20 protein-coding genes are annotated in these 16,835 nt (G+C 64.2%); 12 read left to right on the top strand and 8 right to left on the bottom strand.

Annotated features, from left to right (window positions below; genetic code table 11):
• Positions 1-53: 53 nt before the first annotated feature.
• Together M2397_RS28940 and M2397_RS28935 are read left to right on the top strand one after the other, a co-directional pair.
• Entirely contained in the window at positions 54-929 is an 876-nt protein-coding gene (locus M2397_RS28940; protein ID WP_131700659.1) for a LysR family transcriptional regulator, read from the top strand.
• Positions 930-1,010: 81 nt separating this feature from the next.
• Entirely contained in the window at positions 1,011-1,397 is a 387-nt protein-coding gene (locus M2397_RS28935) for a DoxX family protein (RefSeq protein ID WP_184745984.1), read from the top strand.
• A gap of 42 nt (positions 1,398-1,439) precedes the next feature.
• On the opposite strand, the gene M2397_RS28930 is transcribed toward M2397_RS28935, so the two are convergent.
• The 3 genes from M2397_RS28930 to M2397_RS28920 form a co-directional block, all read right to left on the bottom strand.
• Positions 1,440-2,258 (bottom strand): alpha/beta fold hydrolase, encoded by an 819-nt coding sequence (locus M2397_RS28930; protein WP_131700660.1) that lies wholly within the window; start codon positions 2,256-2,258, stop codon positions 1,440-1,442.
• Between the two features lie 90 nt (positions 2,259-2,348).
• A complete protein-coding gene (locus M2397_RS28925) occupies positions 2,349-3,734 on the bottom strand; it encodes an alginate export family protein (protein WP_259244915.1) in 1,386 nt (461 codons plus the stop codon).
• Positions 3,731-4,627 (bottom strand): VOC family protein, encoded by an 897-nt coding sequence (locus M2397_RS28920; protein ID WP_259244914.1) that lies wholly within the window; start codon positions 4,625-4,627, stop codon positions 3,731-3,733. Before M2397_RS28920 ends, M2397_RS28925 begins: the two co-directional genes overlap by 4 nt.
• 146 nt (positions 4,628-4,773) lie before the next feature.
• Between M2397_RS28920 and M2397_RS28915 the strand changes: the two genes are divergently transcribed.
• On the top strand, positions 4,774-5,841 hold the full coding sequence (locus M2397_RS28915) for an NAD(P)-dependent alcohol dehydrogenase (RefSeq protein ID WP_259244913.1): 1,068 nt from the start codon (positions 4,774-4,776) through the stop codon (positions 5,839-5,841).
• A 137-nt stretch (positions 5,842-5,978) separates the two neighbouring features.
• Here the strand turns inward: M2397_RS28915 and mntP are convergent, their stop codons facing one another.
• A complete protein-coding gene (gene mntP / locus M2397_RS28910; RefSeq protein ID WP_145338731.1) occupies positions 5,979-6,542 on the bottom strand; it encodes a manganese efflux pump MntP in 564 nt (187 codons plus the stop codon).
• 224 nt (positions 6,543-6,766) lie between these two features.
• On the bottom strand, positions 6,767-7,066 hold the full coding sequence (locus tag M2397_RS28905) for a hypothetical protein (RefSeq protein WP_131700665.1): 300 nt from the start codon (positions 7,064-7,066) through the stop codon (positions 6,767-6,769).
• A gap of 216 nt (positions 7,067-7,282) precedes the next feature.
• Here M2397_RS28905 and M2397_RS28900 point away from each other — a divergent pair, with 216 nt between their 5' ends.
• The 3 genes from M2397_RS28900 to M2397_RS28890 are packed head-to-tail and all read left to right on the top strand — an operon-like array spanning position 7,283 to position 9,433.
• Positions 7,283-7,927 (top strand): secretin and TonB N-terminal domain-containing protein, encoded by a 645-nt coding sequence (locus M2397_RS28900; RefSeq protein ID WP_131700666.1) that lies wholly within the window; start codon positions 7,283-7,285, stop codon positions 7,925-7,927.
• Positions 7,924-8,469: an RNA polymerase sigma factor gene (locus M2397_RS28895; RefSeq protein WP_027607555.1), complete on the top strand. Its 546-nt coding sequence runs from the start codon at positions 7,924-7,926 to the stop codon at positions 8,467-8,469. The genes M2397_RS28900 and M2397_RS28895 overlap by 4 nt, the downstream gene beginning before the upstream one ends.
• A gap of 37 nt (positions 8,470-8,506) precedes the next feature.
• A complete protein-coding gene (locus M2397_RS28890; protein WP_131700667.1) occupies positions 8,507-9,433 on the top strand; it encodes a FecR family protein in 927 nt (308 codons plus the stop codon).
• A gap of 62 nt (positions 9,434-9,495) precedes the next feature.
• On the opposite strand, the gene M2397_RS28885 is transcribed toward M2397_RS28890, so the two are convergent.
• Together M2397_RS28885 and gspH are read right to left on the bottom strand one after the other, a co-directional pair.
• Positions 9,496-10,107, bottom strand: coding sequence for a type II secretion system protein GspJ (locus M2397_RS28885; RefSeq protein WP_259244912.1), 612 nt, complete (start codon positions 10,105-10,107; stop codon positions 9,496-9,498).
• A complete protein-coding gene (gene gspH / locus M2397_RS28880) occupies positions 10,104-10,556 on the bottom strand; it encodes a type II secretion system minor pseudopilin GspH (RefSeq protein ID WP_184745971.1) in 453 nt (150 codons plus the stop codon). The genes M2397_RS28885 and gspH overlap by 4 nt, the downstream gene beginning before the upstream one ends.
• Positions 10,557-10,649: 93 nt before the next feature.
• Here gspH and M2397_RS28875 point away from each other — a divergent pair, with 93 nt between their 5' ends.
• The gene (locus M2397_RS28875) at positions 10,650-11,081 is read left to right on the top strand and encodes a type II secretion system protein N (protein WP_259244911.1); all 432 of its coding nucleotides are present in this window, start codon (positions 10,650-10,652) and stop codon (positions 11,079-11,081) included.
• On the opposite strand, the gene gspI is transcribed toward M2397_RS28875, so the two are convergent.
• Positions 11,068-11,433 (bottom strand): type II secretion system minor pseudopilin GspI, encoded by a 366-nt coding sequence (gene gspI, locus M2397_RS28870; protein ID WP_092489620.1) that lies wholly within the window; start codon positions 11,431-11,433, stop codon positions 11,068-11,070. The two genes, M2397_RS28875 and gspI, sit on opposite strands and share 14 nt — an antisense overlap.
• Positions 11,434-11,581: 148 nt before the next feature.
• On the opposite strand from gspI, the gene gspG reads away from it, so the two are divergent.
• Genes gspG through gspD form a run of 5 tightly spaced genes read left to right on the top strand, consistent with a single transcriptional unit; the run spans position 11,582 to position 16,799 of the window.
• The gene (gene gspG / locus M2397_RS28865) at positions 11,582-12,031 is read left to right on the top strand and encodes a type II secretion system major pseudopilin GspG (protein WP_099491840.1); all 450 of its coding nucleotides are present in this window, start codon (positions 11,582-11,584) and stop codon (positions 12,029-12,031) included.
• 8 nt (positions 12,032-12,039) lie between these two features.
• On the top strand, positions 12,040-12,918 hold the full coding sequence (gene gspK, locus M2397_RS28860) for a type II secretion system minor pseudopilin GspK (protein WP_259244910.1): 879 nt from the start codon (positions 12,040-12,042) through the stop codon (positions 12,916-12,918).
• Positions 12,915-13,985, top strand: a complete 1,071-nt coding sequence (gene gspL / locus M2397_RS28855; protein WP_184745964.1) for a type II secretion system protein GspL — start codon at positions 12,915-12,917, stop codon at positions 13,983-13,985. The genes gspK and gspL overlap by 4 nt, the downstream gene beginning before the upstream one ends.
• Positions 13,978-14,490: a type II secretion system protein GspM gene (gene gspM / locus M2397_RS28850; RefSeq protein WP_131700673.1), complete on the top strand. Its 513-nt coding sequence runs from the start codon at positions 13,978-13,980 to the stop codon at positions 14,488-14,490. Before gspL ends, gspM begins: the two co-directional genes overlap by 8 nt.
• Positions 14,487-16,799 carry a type II secretion system secretin GspD gene (gspD, locus tag M2397_RS28845; RefSeq protein WP_259244909.1) on the top strand — a complete coding sequence of 771 codons (2,313 nt, stop codon included), beginning with the start codon at positions 14,487-14,489 and terminating at the stop codon, positions 16,797-16,799. Before gspM ends, gspD begins: the two co-directional genes overlap by 4 nt.
• Positions 16,800-16,835: the final 36 nt, after the last annotated feature.

Genomic DNA, 16,835 nt, shown 5'->3' with positions numbered 1-16,835 from the left:
AATGCAGCGATTACACGTCATGGCGATGCATATATGCAGCGCAAGGAGTCAGCATGAATTGGGATGATGCACGGGTGTTCCTGGCGGTCTGCCGCGAGTCGACGCTGCGCGGTGCCGCACGGGCATTGGGTGTCGACCAGGCCACCGTGGGCCGGCGGGTCAATGCCCTGGAAAAGTCCCTGAGTGCAACGCTGTTTCTGCGCACCTCCGAAGGCTACGCACTGACCGCCGTCGGCGAGGCCGCGTTGCTCTCGGTGGAAAAAATGGAACGCTCGGCGCTCGACCTGGAGCGTCAGATCCAGGGCCTGGATGACCGCCTGACCGGCACCGTACGGGTCAGCACCACCGACTCCCTGGCCATCGACTTCCTGATTCCTGCGATTGCGCGCCTGCACGCCCAGCACCCGGATGTGCGCGTGCAACTGGACGCGTCGACCCAGTTCCTGAGCCTGGCCAAACGCGAAACCGACATCGCCGTGCGCAACACGCGCCCGGACAGTCCTGACCTGATTGCCCGGCGTCTCGCGCGCTGGCCGGTGGGGTTGTTTGCGTCCCAGGCGTATATCGATCGCCAGGGCGCGCCGGAGCCGGGCAGCCTGTTTGAAGGGCATGACCTCGTGGTCTATCAACCGTACCTGCAAACCCAGAAGGACATGACCCTGGTCTCTGAACCCCTGGGCCGTGGGCGCATCGTCGCCGCCCTGAGTTCCAGCCTGCTGGTGCGCCGCGCCATCGCCGCCGGGATCGGCATCGGCGAAATCCCCATCCTCACCGGCGAGCGCGACGGGCTGGTGCGCCTATGGCCTGCGCGCACGCGGCCGTTGCCCTACGATGTCTGGCTGGTGACCCACGCTGACCTGCGCCACACCGCGCGGGTACGGGCGGTGATCGATGAAATCGTCGCGGGGTTTGCCGGCACCGGGGAGTGAGGTCAGCACACGGTTGCAAGCGTACGTACCGCTCTGTGGACACAATCGACGTCGATAACGTGTCAACCCACCGGAGCGCATATGAACGAATCAAGACACCAGGACCTGGGGCTGTTGTTTCTGCGGGGCAGCGGGGCGTTGTTCCTGCTGTGGGTGCATGGCTTGCCCAAATTGCTCAACTACAGTGAGCAGTTGAAGCTGATCGAAGACCCGTTTCACCTCGGCGCCCATATCACCTTGCTGCTGGCGATTTTCGCCGAAGTGCTGTGCCCGCTGCTGATCATCGCCGGGGTGCTGGTGCGCCTGGCGTGCCTGCCGATACTGGCGGTGCTGTTGATTGCGATGGTGGTGGTGCATCCGGAATGGACGTTGTTGGAAGGGCAATTCGGCTGGCTGCTGTTGATCATTTTCACCACGCTGCTGATCAGCGGGCCGGGGCGCCTGGTGCTGAGCCAGCGTTTCTCCTGAGCCAAAAAAGGCCGGGCGAGCCCGGCCAAAGGAGCGGGTGTTTCAGCGATTGAGGAACGCCAGCAGGTCCTCGTTCAGGGCCTGAGCGTGGGTAACGGCAAAACCGTGCGGCGCATCCTTGTACACCTTCAGCTCGGCGCCCTTGATCATCTCGGCGGCTACCTTGCCGGTGGTCTCGAACGGCACGATCTGGTCGCCGTCACCGTGGATCACCAGGGTCGGCACGTCGATCCTGGCCATGTCCGGGCGGAAGTCGGTCTCGGAGAAGGCGGTGACGCAATCCACGGTCGACTTGAGGGACGCCAGCATGGCGATCTGCAGGGTCTGGGTCAGCGTACCCTCGGAAACGACCTGGCCCTTGTTGATGCCGAAGAACGGCGTGTTGAAGTCAGCGATGAACTGCGCACGGTCTTTCAGCAACCCGGCCTTGATGCCGTCGAACACGTCGGTCGGCACGCCCTGGGGGTAATCGGGCTTCTGGCCGAAGATCGGCGTGACTGCGCCCAACAGCACCAGGCCTGCCACGCGTGCACTGCCGTGGCGTGCGATGTAGCGGGCCACGTCGCCGCCGCCCATGGAGAAGCCCACCAGGGTCACGTCCTTGAGGTCCAGGTGTTCGATCAGCTGCGCGATGTCGTCGGCGAAGGTGTTGTAGTCGTTGCCGGTCCACGGCTGGTCCGAGCGACCAAAGCCACGGCGGTCGAACGCGATGGTGCGAAAGCCACGGCTGCTGAGGTATTCCATCTGGTATTCCCACATGTCGGCATCCAGCGGCCAGCCGTGGCTGAACAGCACGGGTTTACCGCTGCCCCAGTCCTTGAAGTAGATCTGGGTACCGTCTTTGGCAACGAATGTGCTCATGGAAAACTCCTTGATTTGAGGGACTGAAAAACCAGCCTCACTATTGCCCTAAACCGGGCCAGGGGCTTGTACGGGTGTGCTTGCCTGGGGTCACCAACTGAACTTGAGCTCGACCCCCAGGTAATTGCTGTCATCGCCGCCGGCGTCGCGCAAGGTCCGGCCCACGGCGTAATGCACCGCTTCAACCGCGCCGGTGAGGTTCGGCGTAAACACATAGTCGGTACGCAGCTGACCATAGGCACCGGTCCAGCGTTCACCTTGGCCTGCGGTGCCGGCGACGGGCAGGTTCGGCTGGGTGTACAACGCGTCGCTGGTGGTCTGGCGCCACAGCAGGCCGACGGCGGTCTGCACGCTGAGTTTGTCGATGGGTTTGACGGTGATCGACGGTTTGACGTGAATCAGGTTGCTGTAGCCCGTATAGCCGGCCAGGGAAAAATAGTAGCCGTTGGGGAACAGCGGGTTGAACGTACCCACGGTGCCGTCCCCGGTTTTGCGGTCGCCCGAGGCAATGTCCAGCTGCAGGCCGATGCGCGGTTTCCACGCCAGGCTGTCGAAGGTGTAGCCGGTGCGGCTGCCGCCGGCCCAGGCGCGAATATCCTTGCTGCCCACCGAGCCGCTTTGCAGCATGGCTTCGATGTCCCAGTCGAATCCCTGGGCCGCACCGCCCAGGCGCGCGTCGAACAGATGGCGGGTTTCATCGCCGTCCGCATAGTGCGCAGCGCTGCGCTCGTATACGCCGTAGTAGGCCGACAGCTCATTCTTGCCGCCCACCAGCCGCTCGACCCGCAGCATGTGGAAGCGCGCGTCACGGTTGGATTTGTCGTCGAAGTGCCGCCCGTCCTGATACTGCACCGGCTGGCTGGCAATCCCGATAAAGCGCCAGTTGGACGTCTCCCAATCGGCCCACAGCGCATCGAAGGATTGCCGCACATTCGGGCCGTCCCGCGATGAGATGAAACGCTGCAAATCGAAGGCGAAGTCCTGGCGCCCGACACGCGCCTTGAGCGTGCCGCCGCTGAACGCGTTGACGTATTCGGCAAAGGCCAGGCGCAAATCGACGCGGTTCTGATCGGCGCCGCCGACCGTGGTCTTGTCGTAGGCGCGTACATCTTCGAGTTGGGTGAAGAGCCGCCAGTTTTCATTCAAGTGCAGGTCGGCGTGCACCTGGAAGCGCTGGATCAGGTAGCGATCTCGCTTCACGTCCTTCACCCCAAAACCACTGGCATCGTTCATCTCGAAGCGCTCCCGCAACGTCGCCCCCAATGACAAATAGGTGAACGGGTTGGCGCTGGACAGCGGGATGTACTTCAAGCTGTCCAGCGGCTGCGTGCGCAGCGCCGGATCCTTGAGCACCGACCAGTCCTCCTGCCAGCGGTTGGCCTTGATGGCCGGGCGTGTCGGTTGCTCGTCGGCATGCACGCCGCCGGTGAGCAACGGCCACAGCACGGCCAGGCCCCAGCCTGTACGGCGAATCATTTTGCGGCGTGGAGCTGGTGAATTTCCGCGACGTAGCCGCCGGGGAATTCAACCACGGCACTGCGACGGCCCTTGCTGTCAAAGGCCGGCACCAAGACCTTGGCGCCGGAGCCCGTGGCCTTGCCCAGCGTGGCCGTCAGGTCAGGCACTTGATAACCGGTGGTCTCGTGGCCGAAGGGGTAGGGCAGTTGGCCGTTGGTGACCAGCACCGCCATGCGTCCGAACGGTGACTCGATATCGACGCGACGATACGTGCCAGTGGCTTGACCCACATCGACGCCGGGCGCGTGCTTGTCATCGGCCAGGACTTTGCCGTGGGAGAAGCCCAGGAACGCTTTGATAAAGGCGTCAGCGCGATCGGTGGACAGGTACACGCGGTTTTCCGGTACGGTCTGGAACGCCGCGTAGTCCGGGGTCTTGGTGTGCCAGTAGAGCTGCATGTTCACGCCACCCGGCCATTGCACCACGGCGTCACGCCCGATCGGGTCCGGGAAGTCGCTGACGATAACGGCGGCGCCGTTTTCTCGCGCGGCTGTGAGCGCCGCGTCCATGTCCTTGACCAGGTAGCCGTTGCGTTCCTGCCCGAACGGGTGCGGGATGGGCGTGGTGAAACCGAACAGCGACACCGTGCCCGCCGGCGTCTGCAGCAGTTGCGAGGTGGTGCTGCTCGGCACCGGCAGCACGTTCACCACCACCTGGGGCGTGCTCTTGCCGCCAAAGGTGGCGAGGAAACTCTGGGCGAAACGGTCCACATCCGCCGGGGCCACATACACGTGGCTGGTGTCGTATTGCGGCGCCACCGCCACGCTTGGGGTTGCCGCAAAGGCATTGCCCATCATTGCGCTCGCCAGCAGCGTCAATGCCACAGATATCTTGATTACTTTGCTACGCATGCCCACTCTCCAACACTTCTACGCGATTGAAGCCGTGAGGTTAGGGGCAGGGGCGCGATGGAAATTGTACAGGCGTGCTTGGTTGAACGGTTCAGCGTCTATGCTGGTCCACTGACCTCTACCGTCAGATCACACAGGTGAACGAAATGGCCAAGACTTACAGCTACGCCGCCCAGAACGCCAAGGATGCTCTCAAGCCCTTTACCTTCGAGCGCCGCGCGCCGGGGGCGGACGACGTACAGATCGACATTCTCTACTGCGGCGTGTGCCACTCCGACCTGCACACCGCGCGCAACGAGTGGAACAACACCCTGTACCCGTCGGTCCCCGGCCACGAAATCGTCGGCCGCGTGACGGCAGTCGGCGCCAATGTCAGCAAATTCAAGGTCGGCGACCTCGCCGGCGTCGGCTGCATGGTCGACAGCTGCCAGCACTGCGCCTCGTGCGCCGAGGGCGAGGAGCAATACTGCGAGAGCGGTTTTACCGGCACCTACAACGGCCCGGTGTTCGGCGGTGAAAATACCTTTGGCGGCTATTCGGACAGCATCGTGGTCAAGGAGAAGTTCGTGCTGCGCATCTCCCACGACGATTCCAACCTGGCGGCCGTCGCGCCGTTGCTGTGTGCGGGCATCACCACCTATTCGCCGCTGCACCACTGGAAGGTCGGGCCCGGCAAGAAGGTCGGTGTGGTGGGCCTGGGCGGCCTGGGGCACATGGCGGTGAAGATCGCCCACGCCATGGGCGCCCATGTCACGCTGTTCACCACCTCACCCAACAAACGCGAAGACGGCCTGCGCCTGGGCGCCGATCAAGTGGTGGTATCGAAGAACCCGGACGAAATGGCCAAGGTCGCCAACAGCCTGGACTTCATCCTCAACACCGTCGCCGCACCGCATAACCTCGATGCGTTCCTCAACCTGCTCAAGCGCGACGGCACCATGACCCTGGTCGGCGCCCCCGACAGCCCGCACCCGTCGCCGACCGTGTTCAACCTGATCTTCAAGCGCCGCAGCCTGGCCGGCTCGCTGATCGGCGGCATCCAGGAGACCCAGGACATGCTCGACTTCTGCGCCAAGCACGGGATTGTCTCGGACGTGGAAATGATCGACATCCAGGGCATCAACGAAGCGTATGAGCGCATGCTCAAGGGCGATGTGAAGTATCGGTTCGTGATCGATATGGACAGCTTGAAAAAGGAAAGCCACGCGGCTTGAAAACCCGATCTCCAAACCACTGGAGAACCCCTGTGGGAGGGGGCTTGCCCCCGATAACGGTAGTACAGTCAGAGCATCATTGACTGACCCACCGCAATCGGGGGCAAGCCCCCTCCCACATTTGTCATGTGTGCACGTCAGACCGAGAGATGCTCGTAAAGAATCGTCGCACCCACCAGCATCAACACCACGCCACCGACCATCTCGGCACGCTTGCCCACCACCGTGCCCAGCACGCGGCCGAGCATCATGCCGATGGTCACCATGGTCATGGTCGCCAGGCCAATCGCGGCGGAGGCCACCAGGATATTCACGTCGACGAACGCCAGGCCCACGCCCACCGCCATCGCATCGATGCTGGTGGCGAACGCCGTGACGGCGAGGATCATGAACGAGTGCTGGGTCGGCTTTTCGGCTTCCTCATCATCGGCCTTGAGCCCGTTGTAGATCATATGCAGGCCCAACCCGACCAGCAGGGTGAAGGCGATCCAGTGATCCCAGCTTTCCACCCAACGAGTGGCCACATGGCCGATCGCCCAGCCGATCATCGGGGTGATGGCTTCGATCACACCAAAAATCACACCGGCACGCAAGGCTTCGGTCAAACGCGGTTTGTGCAGGCTGGAGCCTTTACCGATGGCCGCCGCAAAGGCGTCCGTGGACATGGCCAGGGCGAGGAGAATCAGGGAAATGGGGTTCACGGTCAGGCTTCCAGTCGGGCTATGGGACACAACGACACAGCCACACGCCCGACTTTAGGCATGGATGTGTCGCTGGTCTCACCAACCGAAAAGACGGTGTTCGCACCACGGCAGGTTGCCGAATATGTTGATACGAACGCTTCCAACAGGGTCAGAAGCCGGTTACTCCCCAACGAGGTGGGCGATCATAGGGGGGCAGAGATGAAAATTTTGTCAAAAGGCGCTCAAGGCCGCTGCGGCTTTACCGAGCTGCCGAACGTGTTGCCCATACGCACGCTGGTCGCCGCCGGGGTGGCCAGGCCGACCTTGTTGGGCTGGCGCTTGTCCACGGCAATGCCTTGCGCCTCGCGGTTTTTCTGCGCGGCTTTGGCCGCGTTCGTGTCGTTGCCCATCTGCTGGCTCAGGCAGCCATAGTCGGGCGCCTTGTAGCCATCCACCGAGACTTCGGCGCAGTTGCCGGCATGGGCGTGCAAGGGCAGGGCCGCGCACAGCAACAGGCTGGCGAGGATCGGTAAGCGTTTCATCACGGCCTCCTGGCGGGCCCGAAGGAGTGGGCCGGCAGGTGTGCAAGTCTAGTGCAGCGGGCCTCTCGTCACCGTGATGTTTTTTTTGCTATCACCGTAACATCAGGTTCATACACTGGCCTCAGGATGACGGTTTTCTAGGGCGCGTCGGCCGTGCAGCGATGCAGAACAGGGGGTGAACAGGGGGGCTGGAGGCGCGCCGTATGCGCCCTGGTCTTGCTGTTGCTGCTGGCCGGTGGTCGCGTCGCGCAGGCAGAGTCACCGCTGCTGCTGTTGAACCTGCCGGCGCAAGACCTGGAACATGCACTGCAAGCCTACAGCCGCGCCACCGGAATGGCAGTGCTGGTCGACCGCGAACTGACGCGGGGCCGGCGTTCCATCAGTGTGCGCGGGCATTTTACGGCGCAGGAGGCTCTGGCGATGTTGCTGACGGGGAGTGGCCTGATGGCGCGTTATGCACGCGATGATGCGTTCACCTTGCAGTTGCCCGAGGTCAGCCAGCCGCCTGCCACCCGTGGTGCGGCAGCACGCAACGCCGCGCGGATCAACAACAGCTACGCCACGGCCTTGCAGCAGGCCATTGAGATCAGCCTGTGCCGCTCGCCGCTGACCCGGCCCGGCAGTTTTCGGGCGCTGGTGCAGGTGTGGGTCAGCCCCCAAGGGTTGATCGAACACAGTCGGTTGGTCAGCTCCACCGGCGATGAACAACGCGATGAAGCACTGGTACGCAGCCTGGGCACCGCGCGGGTCGAACGCCCGGCACCAAGTTCCCTGCGCCAACCGGTGACTTTACTTTTGATGCCTGACACAACAGGAACGCGCATGGAATGCACAGCAGCAAACGGAGCCTGGGGCGGATGAAAAATACCGGGCACAGTACGATGGTCGGCTTGTTCCTGGCCTCCTACGATGACTTCAAGGTGCGTTTGCGCAAGCGCCTGGGCTCGGAGGACCTGGCCAACGATGTCCTGCACGAAACTTACCTGCGGGTCGACCGCATGGAAGTGCCGCCTAACCTGGCGCAACCCAATGCCTACCTGTACCGCATGGCCTTGAACATCGCCGCCGACCGCCGCCAGGCCGACGCGCGCCTGCTCACTGGCAGCGAGGTCGAAGAACTGCTGCAAAGCGCCGACGAAGCCCAGGACCCGTCACGGGTGGTGGGCGGCCAGAAAGAAATCCAGTCCCTGGTCAAGGCGCTCTACGAACTGCCGGCACGCCGCCGCAAGATCCTCATCGCCGCACGCCTGGAAGAGGCGCCACACCTGGAAATCTCCCAGCGTTTCGGCATTTCCACGCGCATGGTCGAGAAGGAAATCAAGGCCGCCCTGGGCCACTGCGCCAAGCGTTTGGAAAGAAAAGTGATCCAGCGGTTCGGTCCCGGGGCCGGAAAACCGTCTTAGAGTTGAGTCCCTGATAAAACCGTGAGTATTTGCGCGCTTGAACATTTTTAGCCTCTCCGCCGCCCGGCACTCCGCCGCCAGCCCCCTGCACGATGAAGCCCGCGACTGGCTGGTCCTGCTGACCTCGGGCCGCGCCACCGTGGCCGATGCCAAGGCGCTCAAAGCCTGGTGTGCGCAAAGCCCCGAGCACGCCCAGGCGTTCGAGCAGGCCAAGGCGATGTGGCAGCAGTTGGCACCGGCGCTTGAGCAGGTATCGCAACCGCGCAGTTTCGGGCGCCGTGCATTCCTGGGCGGCGCGATTGCCGCATCGGCCGCTGTGGTGATGGTGCAGGTCGGCTCCCCCGGTGGTTTTGCCGGCCTCACGGCGGACTATCGCACCGACGTCGGCGAACAACGCCAAGTGCTGTTGAGTAACGGGGTCAGCCTGGAACTCAATACCCAAACGCGCGTGAGCCAAGTGGGGCAGGGCCTTGAATTGCTTGAAGGCGAAGTCGAAGTGATCGCCCATTCCGCACAGCCGCTCAAGGTGCTGGCGGGCGAAGGCTGGGTGAGCGCGGCGCAGGCACGTTTCAACCTGCGCAACACCGACCGCACGGTGTGCGTGACCTGTATCGAGGGATGGTTGTCGGTGGCCGTGGCCGGGCGCAGCGTGCGCCTGGAGAGCGGCCGGCAATTGAGCTACGACGCGGCCGGCATGGGCGAACCGGTGGTGGTGGACACCCAGGCGGTCGTGGCCTGGCGCGAACAGGTGCTGGTCTTCAACAACGCCACCCTGGCCACGGTGGTAGACGAGATCAACCGCTACCGGCCGGGGATGCTGGTGCTGCTCAACAAGGAACTCGGCCAACGACGCGTACAGGCGCGGTTCAGCCTGCAGCAACTGGCGGGGGTGGCGTTGTTGATTCGGGATGCGTATGGGGCCAAGTGTACGGAGTTGCCGGGTGGGGTGGTGTTGTTGAGTTAGAAGTACCTGCCTATTTTCAATGTAATAACAAGATATCTACGGGGGGGGCGTGTTTGGGACGGCTATCTCAGTGGCCCCACCACCTGCCGATACCTCTCCACCCCCTGCGGCGTCTCCCGCACCAAACTGATCTCCAGCCCCAACGGATCCTCACGCCGATTCCCGCTCAACTGCCGCCAGCCCTTATCCGCCTCCCACACCCGCACCTGCAAATCACGGACCCCGCTCAACACCACCACGCCATCCTTCGCCGCCGGCAGCGGATAGCGGTCTCGCGCGGGGGCCGCGGCGCGATACAAACTGTCGCCCTTGAGCCACCAGCGTACCCGTTGCAGGCCATCGCCGGCGACGGGCGCGCTGCGAATGATGTCCAGCCGAAAGCCTTTGCTGTCGGAACTGCGCACGGTGACCGCCGCCAGTCCATCGACCTTTTCTGCACTGTTCTTTGAGGGGGGCGGGGCGTTGAGTTCGACGCTGGCGCGCAGGCTGATGTCGCGCTGCATCTGGTTCAGTGCGCGCAGCAGCACTTCGGTCTGTTCGCTGCTTGCCTGCAGGTGCTGGTCGGCGCGGGTGACGCTGTCCAGTCCGCGCCAGGCGATCACGCTGACCACGGCCATAAGCATGATCGCTACCATCACTTCGATCAGGGTGAAGCCTTGTTCGGAGCGCTTCATGGCTGGCTCACCACGCGCATCAAGCCGGCGGTGTCGCGTTGCAGGCTGAGGCTGTGTTGGCCGTCGGACAGCACGATGCGCACGGGTGGGTTGATCCATTCGGCGTCGAGCACCAGGGTTTGCCGGGGTTCGATATTGATCTGCATCGGCGTGCTTTCCCACAGGCGCGGGCGCAGTTGGGTGTCGTCCTGGAAGGCTTCGACGCCGCTGCCATCGTCGGTGCGGCGGTTGAAGCGAAAGCCCTTGGCATCCGCGCGCCAGGTGATCGGACGGCCGTCCGCGCGGGCTTCGGCCTGGGCCACTTGCAGCAGTTGGCTCAGGCGCTCGGCGTCTTTGCGCAACAGGTGCAGCGGGTCGGGCTTGATGGTCAGGCTGATGGCGGCGCTGGCGATGCCGATGATCACCAGCACCACCATCAACTCGATCAGGGTGAAGCCTTGCTGTTTCATCGGTAGGCCCCTCGAAAGCTGGTGAGCTTGTGAAATAAAAACGTGCGAATTGGCCTGTAGGCTGGTGCCATGGACAAACAGGAGGTCCTTCCCATGGCATTCACCCTGCGTTTCTCACCGGCCCACGGTGTGCAAGTCGTGGCGTTGCTGGCGGCATTGGCCGGTGTGGCGGTCTGGACGCCGCTGTTGCTGACGTCCGCCGAGTCCCATACGCCCCAGGCCGCACCCCAGGTGCTGGCGGCGCGCAGCGATAACCCGGCGCTGCAATGGTTCTCCAACGCGCCGGCGGCGTTGCAGGTCAAAGTCTCTGGCGTGCTGGCCGGCGCCCGTGGTGCGGTGGCGATCCTCAGTCTCAACGACGGCCCGCCGCGCAGTTTCCTGTTGGGCGAGCGCCTCAGCCCCGGTGTACGGCTCACGGCCATCGAAGGCGATGGGGTCGAGATCGAGCGCGGCGGCGAGAAGCTGCGCGTCAACCTCGACAAGTTGCCCGATGGACCGGGCTTGCCGCGACTCACTCGGCCCTGACCTGTGTCTCCACGCGGGCCAGCGGCGGCGCCTCGCGGCTGGCGTCCAGCACCTGCACGTTGACTTGAAACAGGCGGCCATCGCGACTGATGGTCTGCTCGCACCGCAGTTTCAAGCGCCCCTGGTCACAGCTGAAGGTCTTTGTGCCGTCGCGCAAATGCCCCTCCAGGCGTAACTCCGCCAGGCGACTCTGCGCCGCCAGCAATGCCATGGATTTGTCCCGCAGTAAGCCGTTGCCCTGGGTCATCAACCCGGCCACGCGGATGGCGGCGGCCATGGCTACGGCGATGATCGCCAGCGCCACCAGCACCTCGATCAGGGTAAAACCTTGCTCCTTGCGACGGCCGTACATGGCGTTCTCAAAGCCGGGAAACAGGCCCGCAGACTAGCGCCGGCAGTTGACCGATTGGCGACCGAAACTCCCGAGGATTTTCAATACGACTGACATGTGTTCTTGCAACACTGCGCCACGAAATGCACCCAAGCCAAGGAATGTCGAGATGGATATCGCACGCCTAACATCCCCATTGCCAGGCCCTCGCGGCCAGCGTGGCTTCACCTTGATCGAGATCATGGTGGTGGTGGTCATCCTCGGGATCCTCGCCGCGATGGTGGTCCCCAAGGTCCTCGATCGCCCGGACCAGGCACGGGCCACCGCCGCGAAGCAGGACATCGGTGGGTTGATGCAGGCGTTGAAGCTGTATCGCCTCGACCACGGCACCTACCCGAGCATGAACCAGGGCCTGAAAGTGCTGGTGGAACGCCCGGCGGATGCCAAGAACAGCACCTGGCGCGCCTACCTCGAGCGCTTGCCCAACGACCCCTGGGGCCATCCTTATCACTACCTCAATCCGGGCGCCAACGGTGAAGTCGATGTGTTCTCCCTGGGCGCCGACGGCCAACCGGATGGCGATGGCGTCAATGCCGATATCGGCTCCTGGCAGTTGTAAGGCGCGCCATGAAACGGTATTCGCCCCCAGCGGCGAAGCAGCGCGGCATGGCGATTATCAGCGCCTTGCTGATCGCGGCGGTGGTGGCGGTGATCGCCGGCGGCATGCTCACGCGCCAGACCGTATTCACCCGCAGCCTGGAAGCCGAGCAGTCGCGCGTGCAGGGCCAATGGCTGTTGCTGGGCGGCCTTGAACGCAGCCGGCAGATGCTCTGGGAAGCGCGCCAGAAGGACGTGCTGACCCGCCTTGACCAACCCTGGGCGCGGACCCAGGCCGGCGTGTTCGAGGGGCGGATAGACGATGAACAGGGCAAGTTCAACCTGCGCAACCTGGTTAACCGCCAACAGCCCGATGCCGAACAATTGCAGAGTTTCGAGCGCCTGTGCCGCACCCTGGGCGTGGCCCCGGCCGTGAGCCGGCGCATCAGCCAGCGGGTGATCGCGTCCTATGAACAGAAGGGGTTGCCCGCCAAATACCCGATGTTGCGCAGCCTCGACGACCTGAGTGGCCTCGAAGGCCTGACCCCTGAGATGTTGCAGCACCTACAGGCGTACATCAGCGTGCTGCCCGGCAATACCTGGGTCAACGGCAACACCGCGAGTGCCGAAGTGCTCAGCGCGGTGGTGCCGCAGCTCAGCCTGTCCCAGGCCCATGGGTTGGTGGCCGAGCGCGACAATGGCCATTGGTTTATCAACCGTGGGGATTTTGTAAACCGCCTGCACTTGCCCCAGGTCGAGTTGGAATCGGTGCAGGTGGGCATCACCAGCGAGTGGTTTCGCTTGCAGGGCCAGGCGCGGCGCGAGCGCCGGCGGGTGACGATTGATGCGCTGCTGCACCGCCCCGAAGACCGTGAGCCCAAAGTGATCTGGTCGCGGGTGGGCGTATGAAACGCTTGCGCATTGCCTTGCCGCCGCTCGATCAGCTTGGCGCCGAAAGCCAGGTTAAATTTGCCTGGCTCGAGCGTGGCGTGGTGGTGTCCGAAGGGCATGAAAGCCTGACGCAATTGGGCAAGCGCCGGCAGGCGGTGGAGTGTTTTCTGCACCCGCGTGACAGCCTGCTCACCAGCCTTGAGCTGCCGCCATTGCCCGCAGCAAAAAACCAGGCGGCGGTGGCCTGTGCGGCGCAGGCGCTGATCCTCGGCCCGGTGGAACAGATGCACGTGGCCCACGGCCCGCGTGAAAGCGATGGGCGCGTGCAGGTGGGCTGGGTGCCCAAGGCCGGGCTGGAACGGCTGGGCCAGGTCTTGGCACAGGGACAGCTCAAGCTGCGCGGCCTGTACCCGGCGCCCTATGCCTTGCCGGTGGGGGCGGCGGCGTTGGACGACGGCTACCTGTTGACCCGCGACAGCCTGCAACAAGGCGCTGTGCACCCGCTGGGGTTGCAAGCGCTTGATGTGCCGCTGGTGGCAGAGGCGCAGCGTTGGAGCGGCGCGGTGCCGGCCTGGGGTTTGCACGCGCGCGTCAGCCAAGCGTCTGGCGCCGGATGGGGCAGGGCGCTGGCCTGTGTGGCGCTGGCCGCTGCCATCTGGACCGTCGGCCTCAACCTCTACGCCGCACGCCAGGTCGACGAAGGCCAACGGCTCAAGGCGTTGATGAACCAACAGGTGCGCCAGGCGTTTCCTGAATTACCCGTGGTGCTCAACCCCTTGCAGCAGGCCCGTCAACAGTTGGCCGCGCGCCAGAGCGGTGCGGCTGCCGATTCGGGCCAACGCTTCAGCAGCCTGCTGCAACTGGCGGGCAGCAACTTGCCCTTTATGGTGGGCAGCGTCGACAACCTGAACTTTGAACAGGGCACCTTGCACCTGGCGTTGCTCGCCGACAGCCGTAACCCGGCGGCCGAGGGCGAGTGGCAGGCCGCGTTGGCCCAGGCCGGTTTTGCCGCCACGCGCGATGAGCAGGGCTGGAGCATCGGCCCGGCGCCGGCCACGGAAAAACCGGAGGCCGGCGATGAATAGGTGGCTGCGCCTGCGCAACCAGGCCCAGGTGTTCTGGAGCGGCCTGGCCCTGCGCGAGAAACGCCTGCTGATCGGCGCCGGGCTGGTGTTGGCGAGTCTGCTGACGTGGCTGGTGCTGGTGCAGCCGGCGTTGAAAAAGATCGACTACTGGCAGGCCGAAACCCCCAGGCTGCGCGCCCAGGCCGAAGCCTTGCGGGTGCTGTTGCAGGATGTCGCCGCGCCGCGCCAGGCCGACGAAACCGCGTTGCGCCAGGCCCTGGACACTGCCGGGCTGCAAGGGCATTACCAGTTGCAGGTGCTGGACGCCGGCGGTTGGCGCCTGACCTTCGACAATGCCCCGGCCGACGCTGTGGTGGGCTGGCTGCTGGGCAATCCCCGTTCATTTTCCCTGGAGGTGTCCGAGGCGCGTTTGCAACGTGCTGCGGATGCCGTCGATAACTCGGCCGGCACTGTGTCCGGGACCGTTCGCATGGATCAGGCGCTTGGCGCTAAGGAAGCTTCATGAAGTGGTCAGTCCTCCCTTTTCGCAAGGCCGCGCCGTTGCTGTTACTGGCCTTGAGTGCGTGCAGCAGCCCGTCAACCACGCCGTTGCTGGTGGACAGTGAACTTGGCCAACCCCTGGCCGACACCCGTCGCAGCGGCGATACCCTGCTGGATCGCCAGCGCGACGAAGCGCCGAAACCGCGGGTCCAACACCCGGTGACCAACAGCGTGCGTGGCCAGGCCCCGGCGCCGGTCAAGGCGCGCAACCCGCTGGGTGACCAGCCGGTGCAGCTCAACTTTGTCGATGCCGATATCCAGGCAGTGGTGCGCGCGCTGTCCCGTGCCACCGGCCAGCAGTTTCTGGTGGACCCGCGGGTAAAAGGCAAGCTCACCCTGGTCAGCGAAGGCCAGGTACCGGCGCACCAGGCCTACGACATGCTGCTGGCGGCGCTGCGCATGCAGGGCTTCAGCGTGGTGGATGTGGGCGGCGTGGCCCAGGTGGTGCCGGAGGCCGATGCCAAGTTGCTCGGCGGGCCGATCTACAGCGCGGGCAGCAGTGGCATGCAGACGCGCACCTTCCGTCTGCAATACGAAAATGCGGTGAACCTGATCCCGGTGCTGCGCCCCATCGTGTCGCCGAATAACCCGATCAACGCCTACCCCGGCAACAACAGCATCGTCATCACCGACTATGCGGAAAACCTCGCGCGGGTCGCCCAGATCATCAGTGGCATCGACACCCCCAGCGCCATCGATACCGATGTGGTGCAGATTCAAAACGGCATCGCCGTGGACATCGCCGCCATGGTTTCCGAGCTGCTGGAAACCCAGGGCGCCGACCAGACCCAGAAGATCAACGTGGTCGGTGACCCGCGCTCCAATTCGATCATCATCCGTTCCGGCAGCCCCGAGCGTACGGAGCTGGCGCGCAACCTCATCTACAAGCTCGATAATGCCCAGAGCAACCCCAGCAATATGCACGTGGTGTACCTGCGCAACGCCCAGGCGGCCAAGCTGGCCCAGTCGCTGCGCGGGCTGCTCACCGGCGAGAGCGATTCCGGCGTGAGCGACGACGCGCGTGGCAAGCTCAGTGCCATGGGCGGCAATAGCAAGAACAGCCAGGGCACGAGCAACGCCCAAAACAGCAGCGGCACACCCACCGGCAGTGGCGTGCAGTCGGGCTATGGGCAAACCACCGGTTCCAGCACCAATACCGGCAATACCGCCAACGAGCAGGACACCGCGTTCAGCGCCGGCGGCGTGACCATCCAGGCCGACGCCACCACCAACACCTTGCTGATCTCCGCGCCGGACCCGCTGTACCGCAACCTGCGGGAAGTGATCGACATGCTCGACCAGCGCCGCGCCCAAGTGGTGATCGAAAGCCTGATCGTGGAAGTGGGCGAGGACGATGCCACCGAGTTCGGTGTGCAATGGCAGGCCGGCAACCTGGCGGGCAAAGGTGGGTTCGGTGGCGTTAACCTGGGTGGCAGCGGTGTCGTGGGCACGCCCGCCAGTCCCACCAGCATCGATGTACTGCCCAAGGGCCTGAATATCGGCGTGGTCAATGGCACCGTGGATATTCCGGGGATCGGCAAGGTGCTCGACCTCAAGGTCCTGGCCCGTGCCTTGAAGAGCAAGGGCGGCACCAATGTGCTGTCGACGCCGAACCTGCTGACCCTGGACAACGAAGCGGCGAGCATTTTTGTGGGGCAGACCATTCCATTCGTTACCGGTAGCTATGTGACCGGTGGCGGCGGCACCAGCAATAACCCGTTCCAGACCGTGCAGCGCGAAGAGGTGGGGCTCAAGCTGAACGTGCGCCCGCAGATCTCCGAAGGCGGCACGGTGAAGCTGGATATCTACCAGGAGGTCAGCACCGTGGACACACGGGCGTCGGTGTCGGCGGGCACGGTGACCAACAAGCGCGCGATCGACACCAGCATCCTGCTGGATGACGGGCAGATCATGGTGCTCGGCGGGCTGTTGCAGGACGGCTATACCCAGAGCAATGACGCGGTGCCGTGGCTGTCGGATATTCCAGGGCTGGGGGCGTTGTTTCGCAATGAGAAGCGCAGTGTGAGCAAGACCAACCTGATGGTGTTTTTGCGGCCTTACATCATTCGCGACAGTGGGGCGGGGCGTAGCATTACCTTGAACCGCTATGAGTTTATGCGCCGGGCGCAGAGTGGGTTGCAGCCGGAACACAGCTGGGCGATGCCGGATGTACAGGCGCCGCAGTTGCCGTCGGTGGAGAAGGCGATTCCGGGAGGGCAGCAGCAGGGGCCGAGGGCGGTCATCCGCGCGGTGCCGGTAGGCGCACGGCCATGAGCCTGCTGTTCGCTGGGCCAAATGTGGGAGGGGCGG

This window comes from Pseudomonas sp. BIGb0381, assembly GCF_024809815.1.
Classification (GTDB): domain Bacteria; phylum Pseudomonadota; class Gammaproteobacteria; order Pseudomonadales; family Pseudomonadaceae; genus Aquipseudomonas.
The sequence above is the reverse complement of the archived record's forward strand: the minus strand, read 5'-3'. Positions and strand labels throughout refer to the sequence as shown.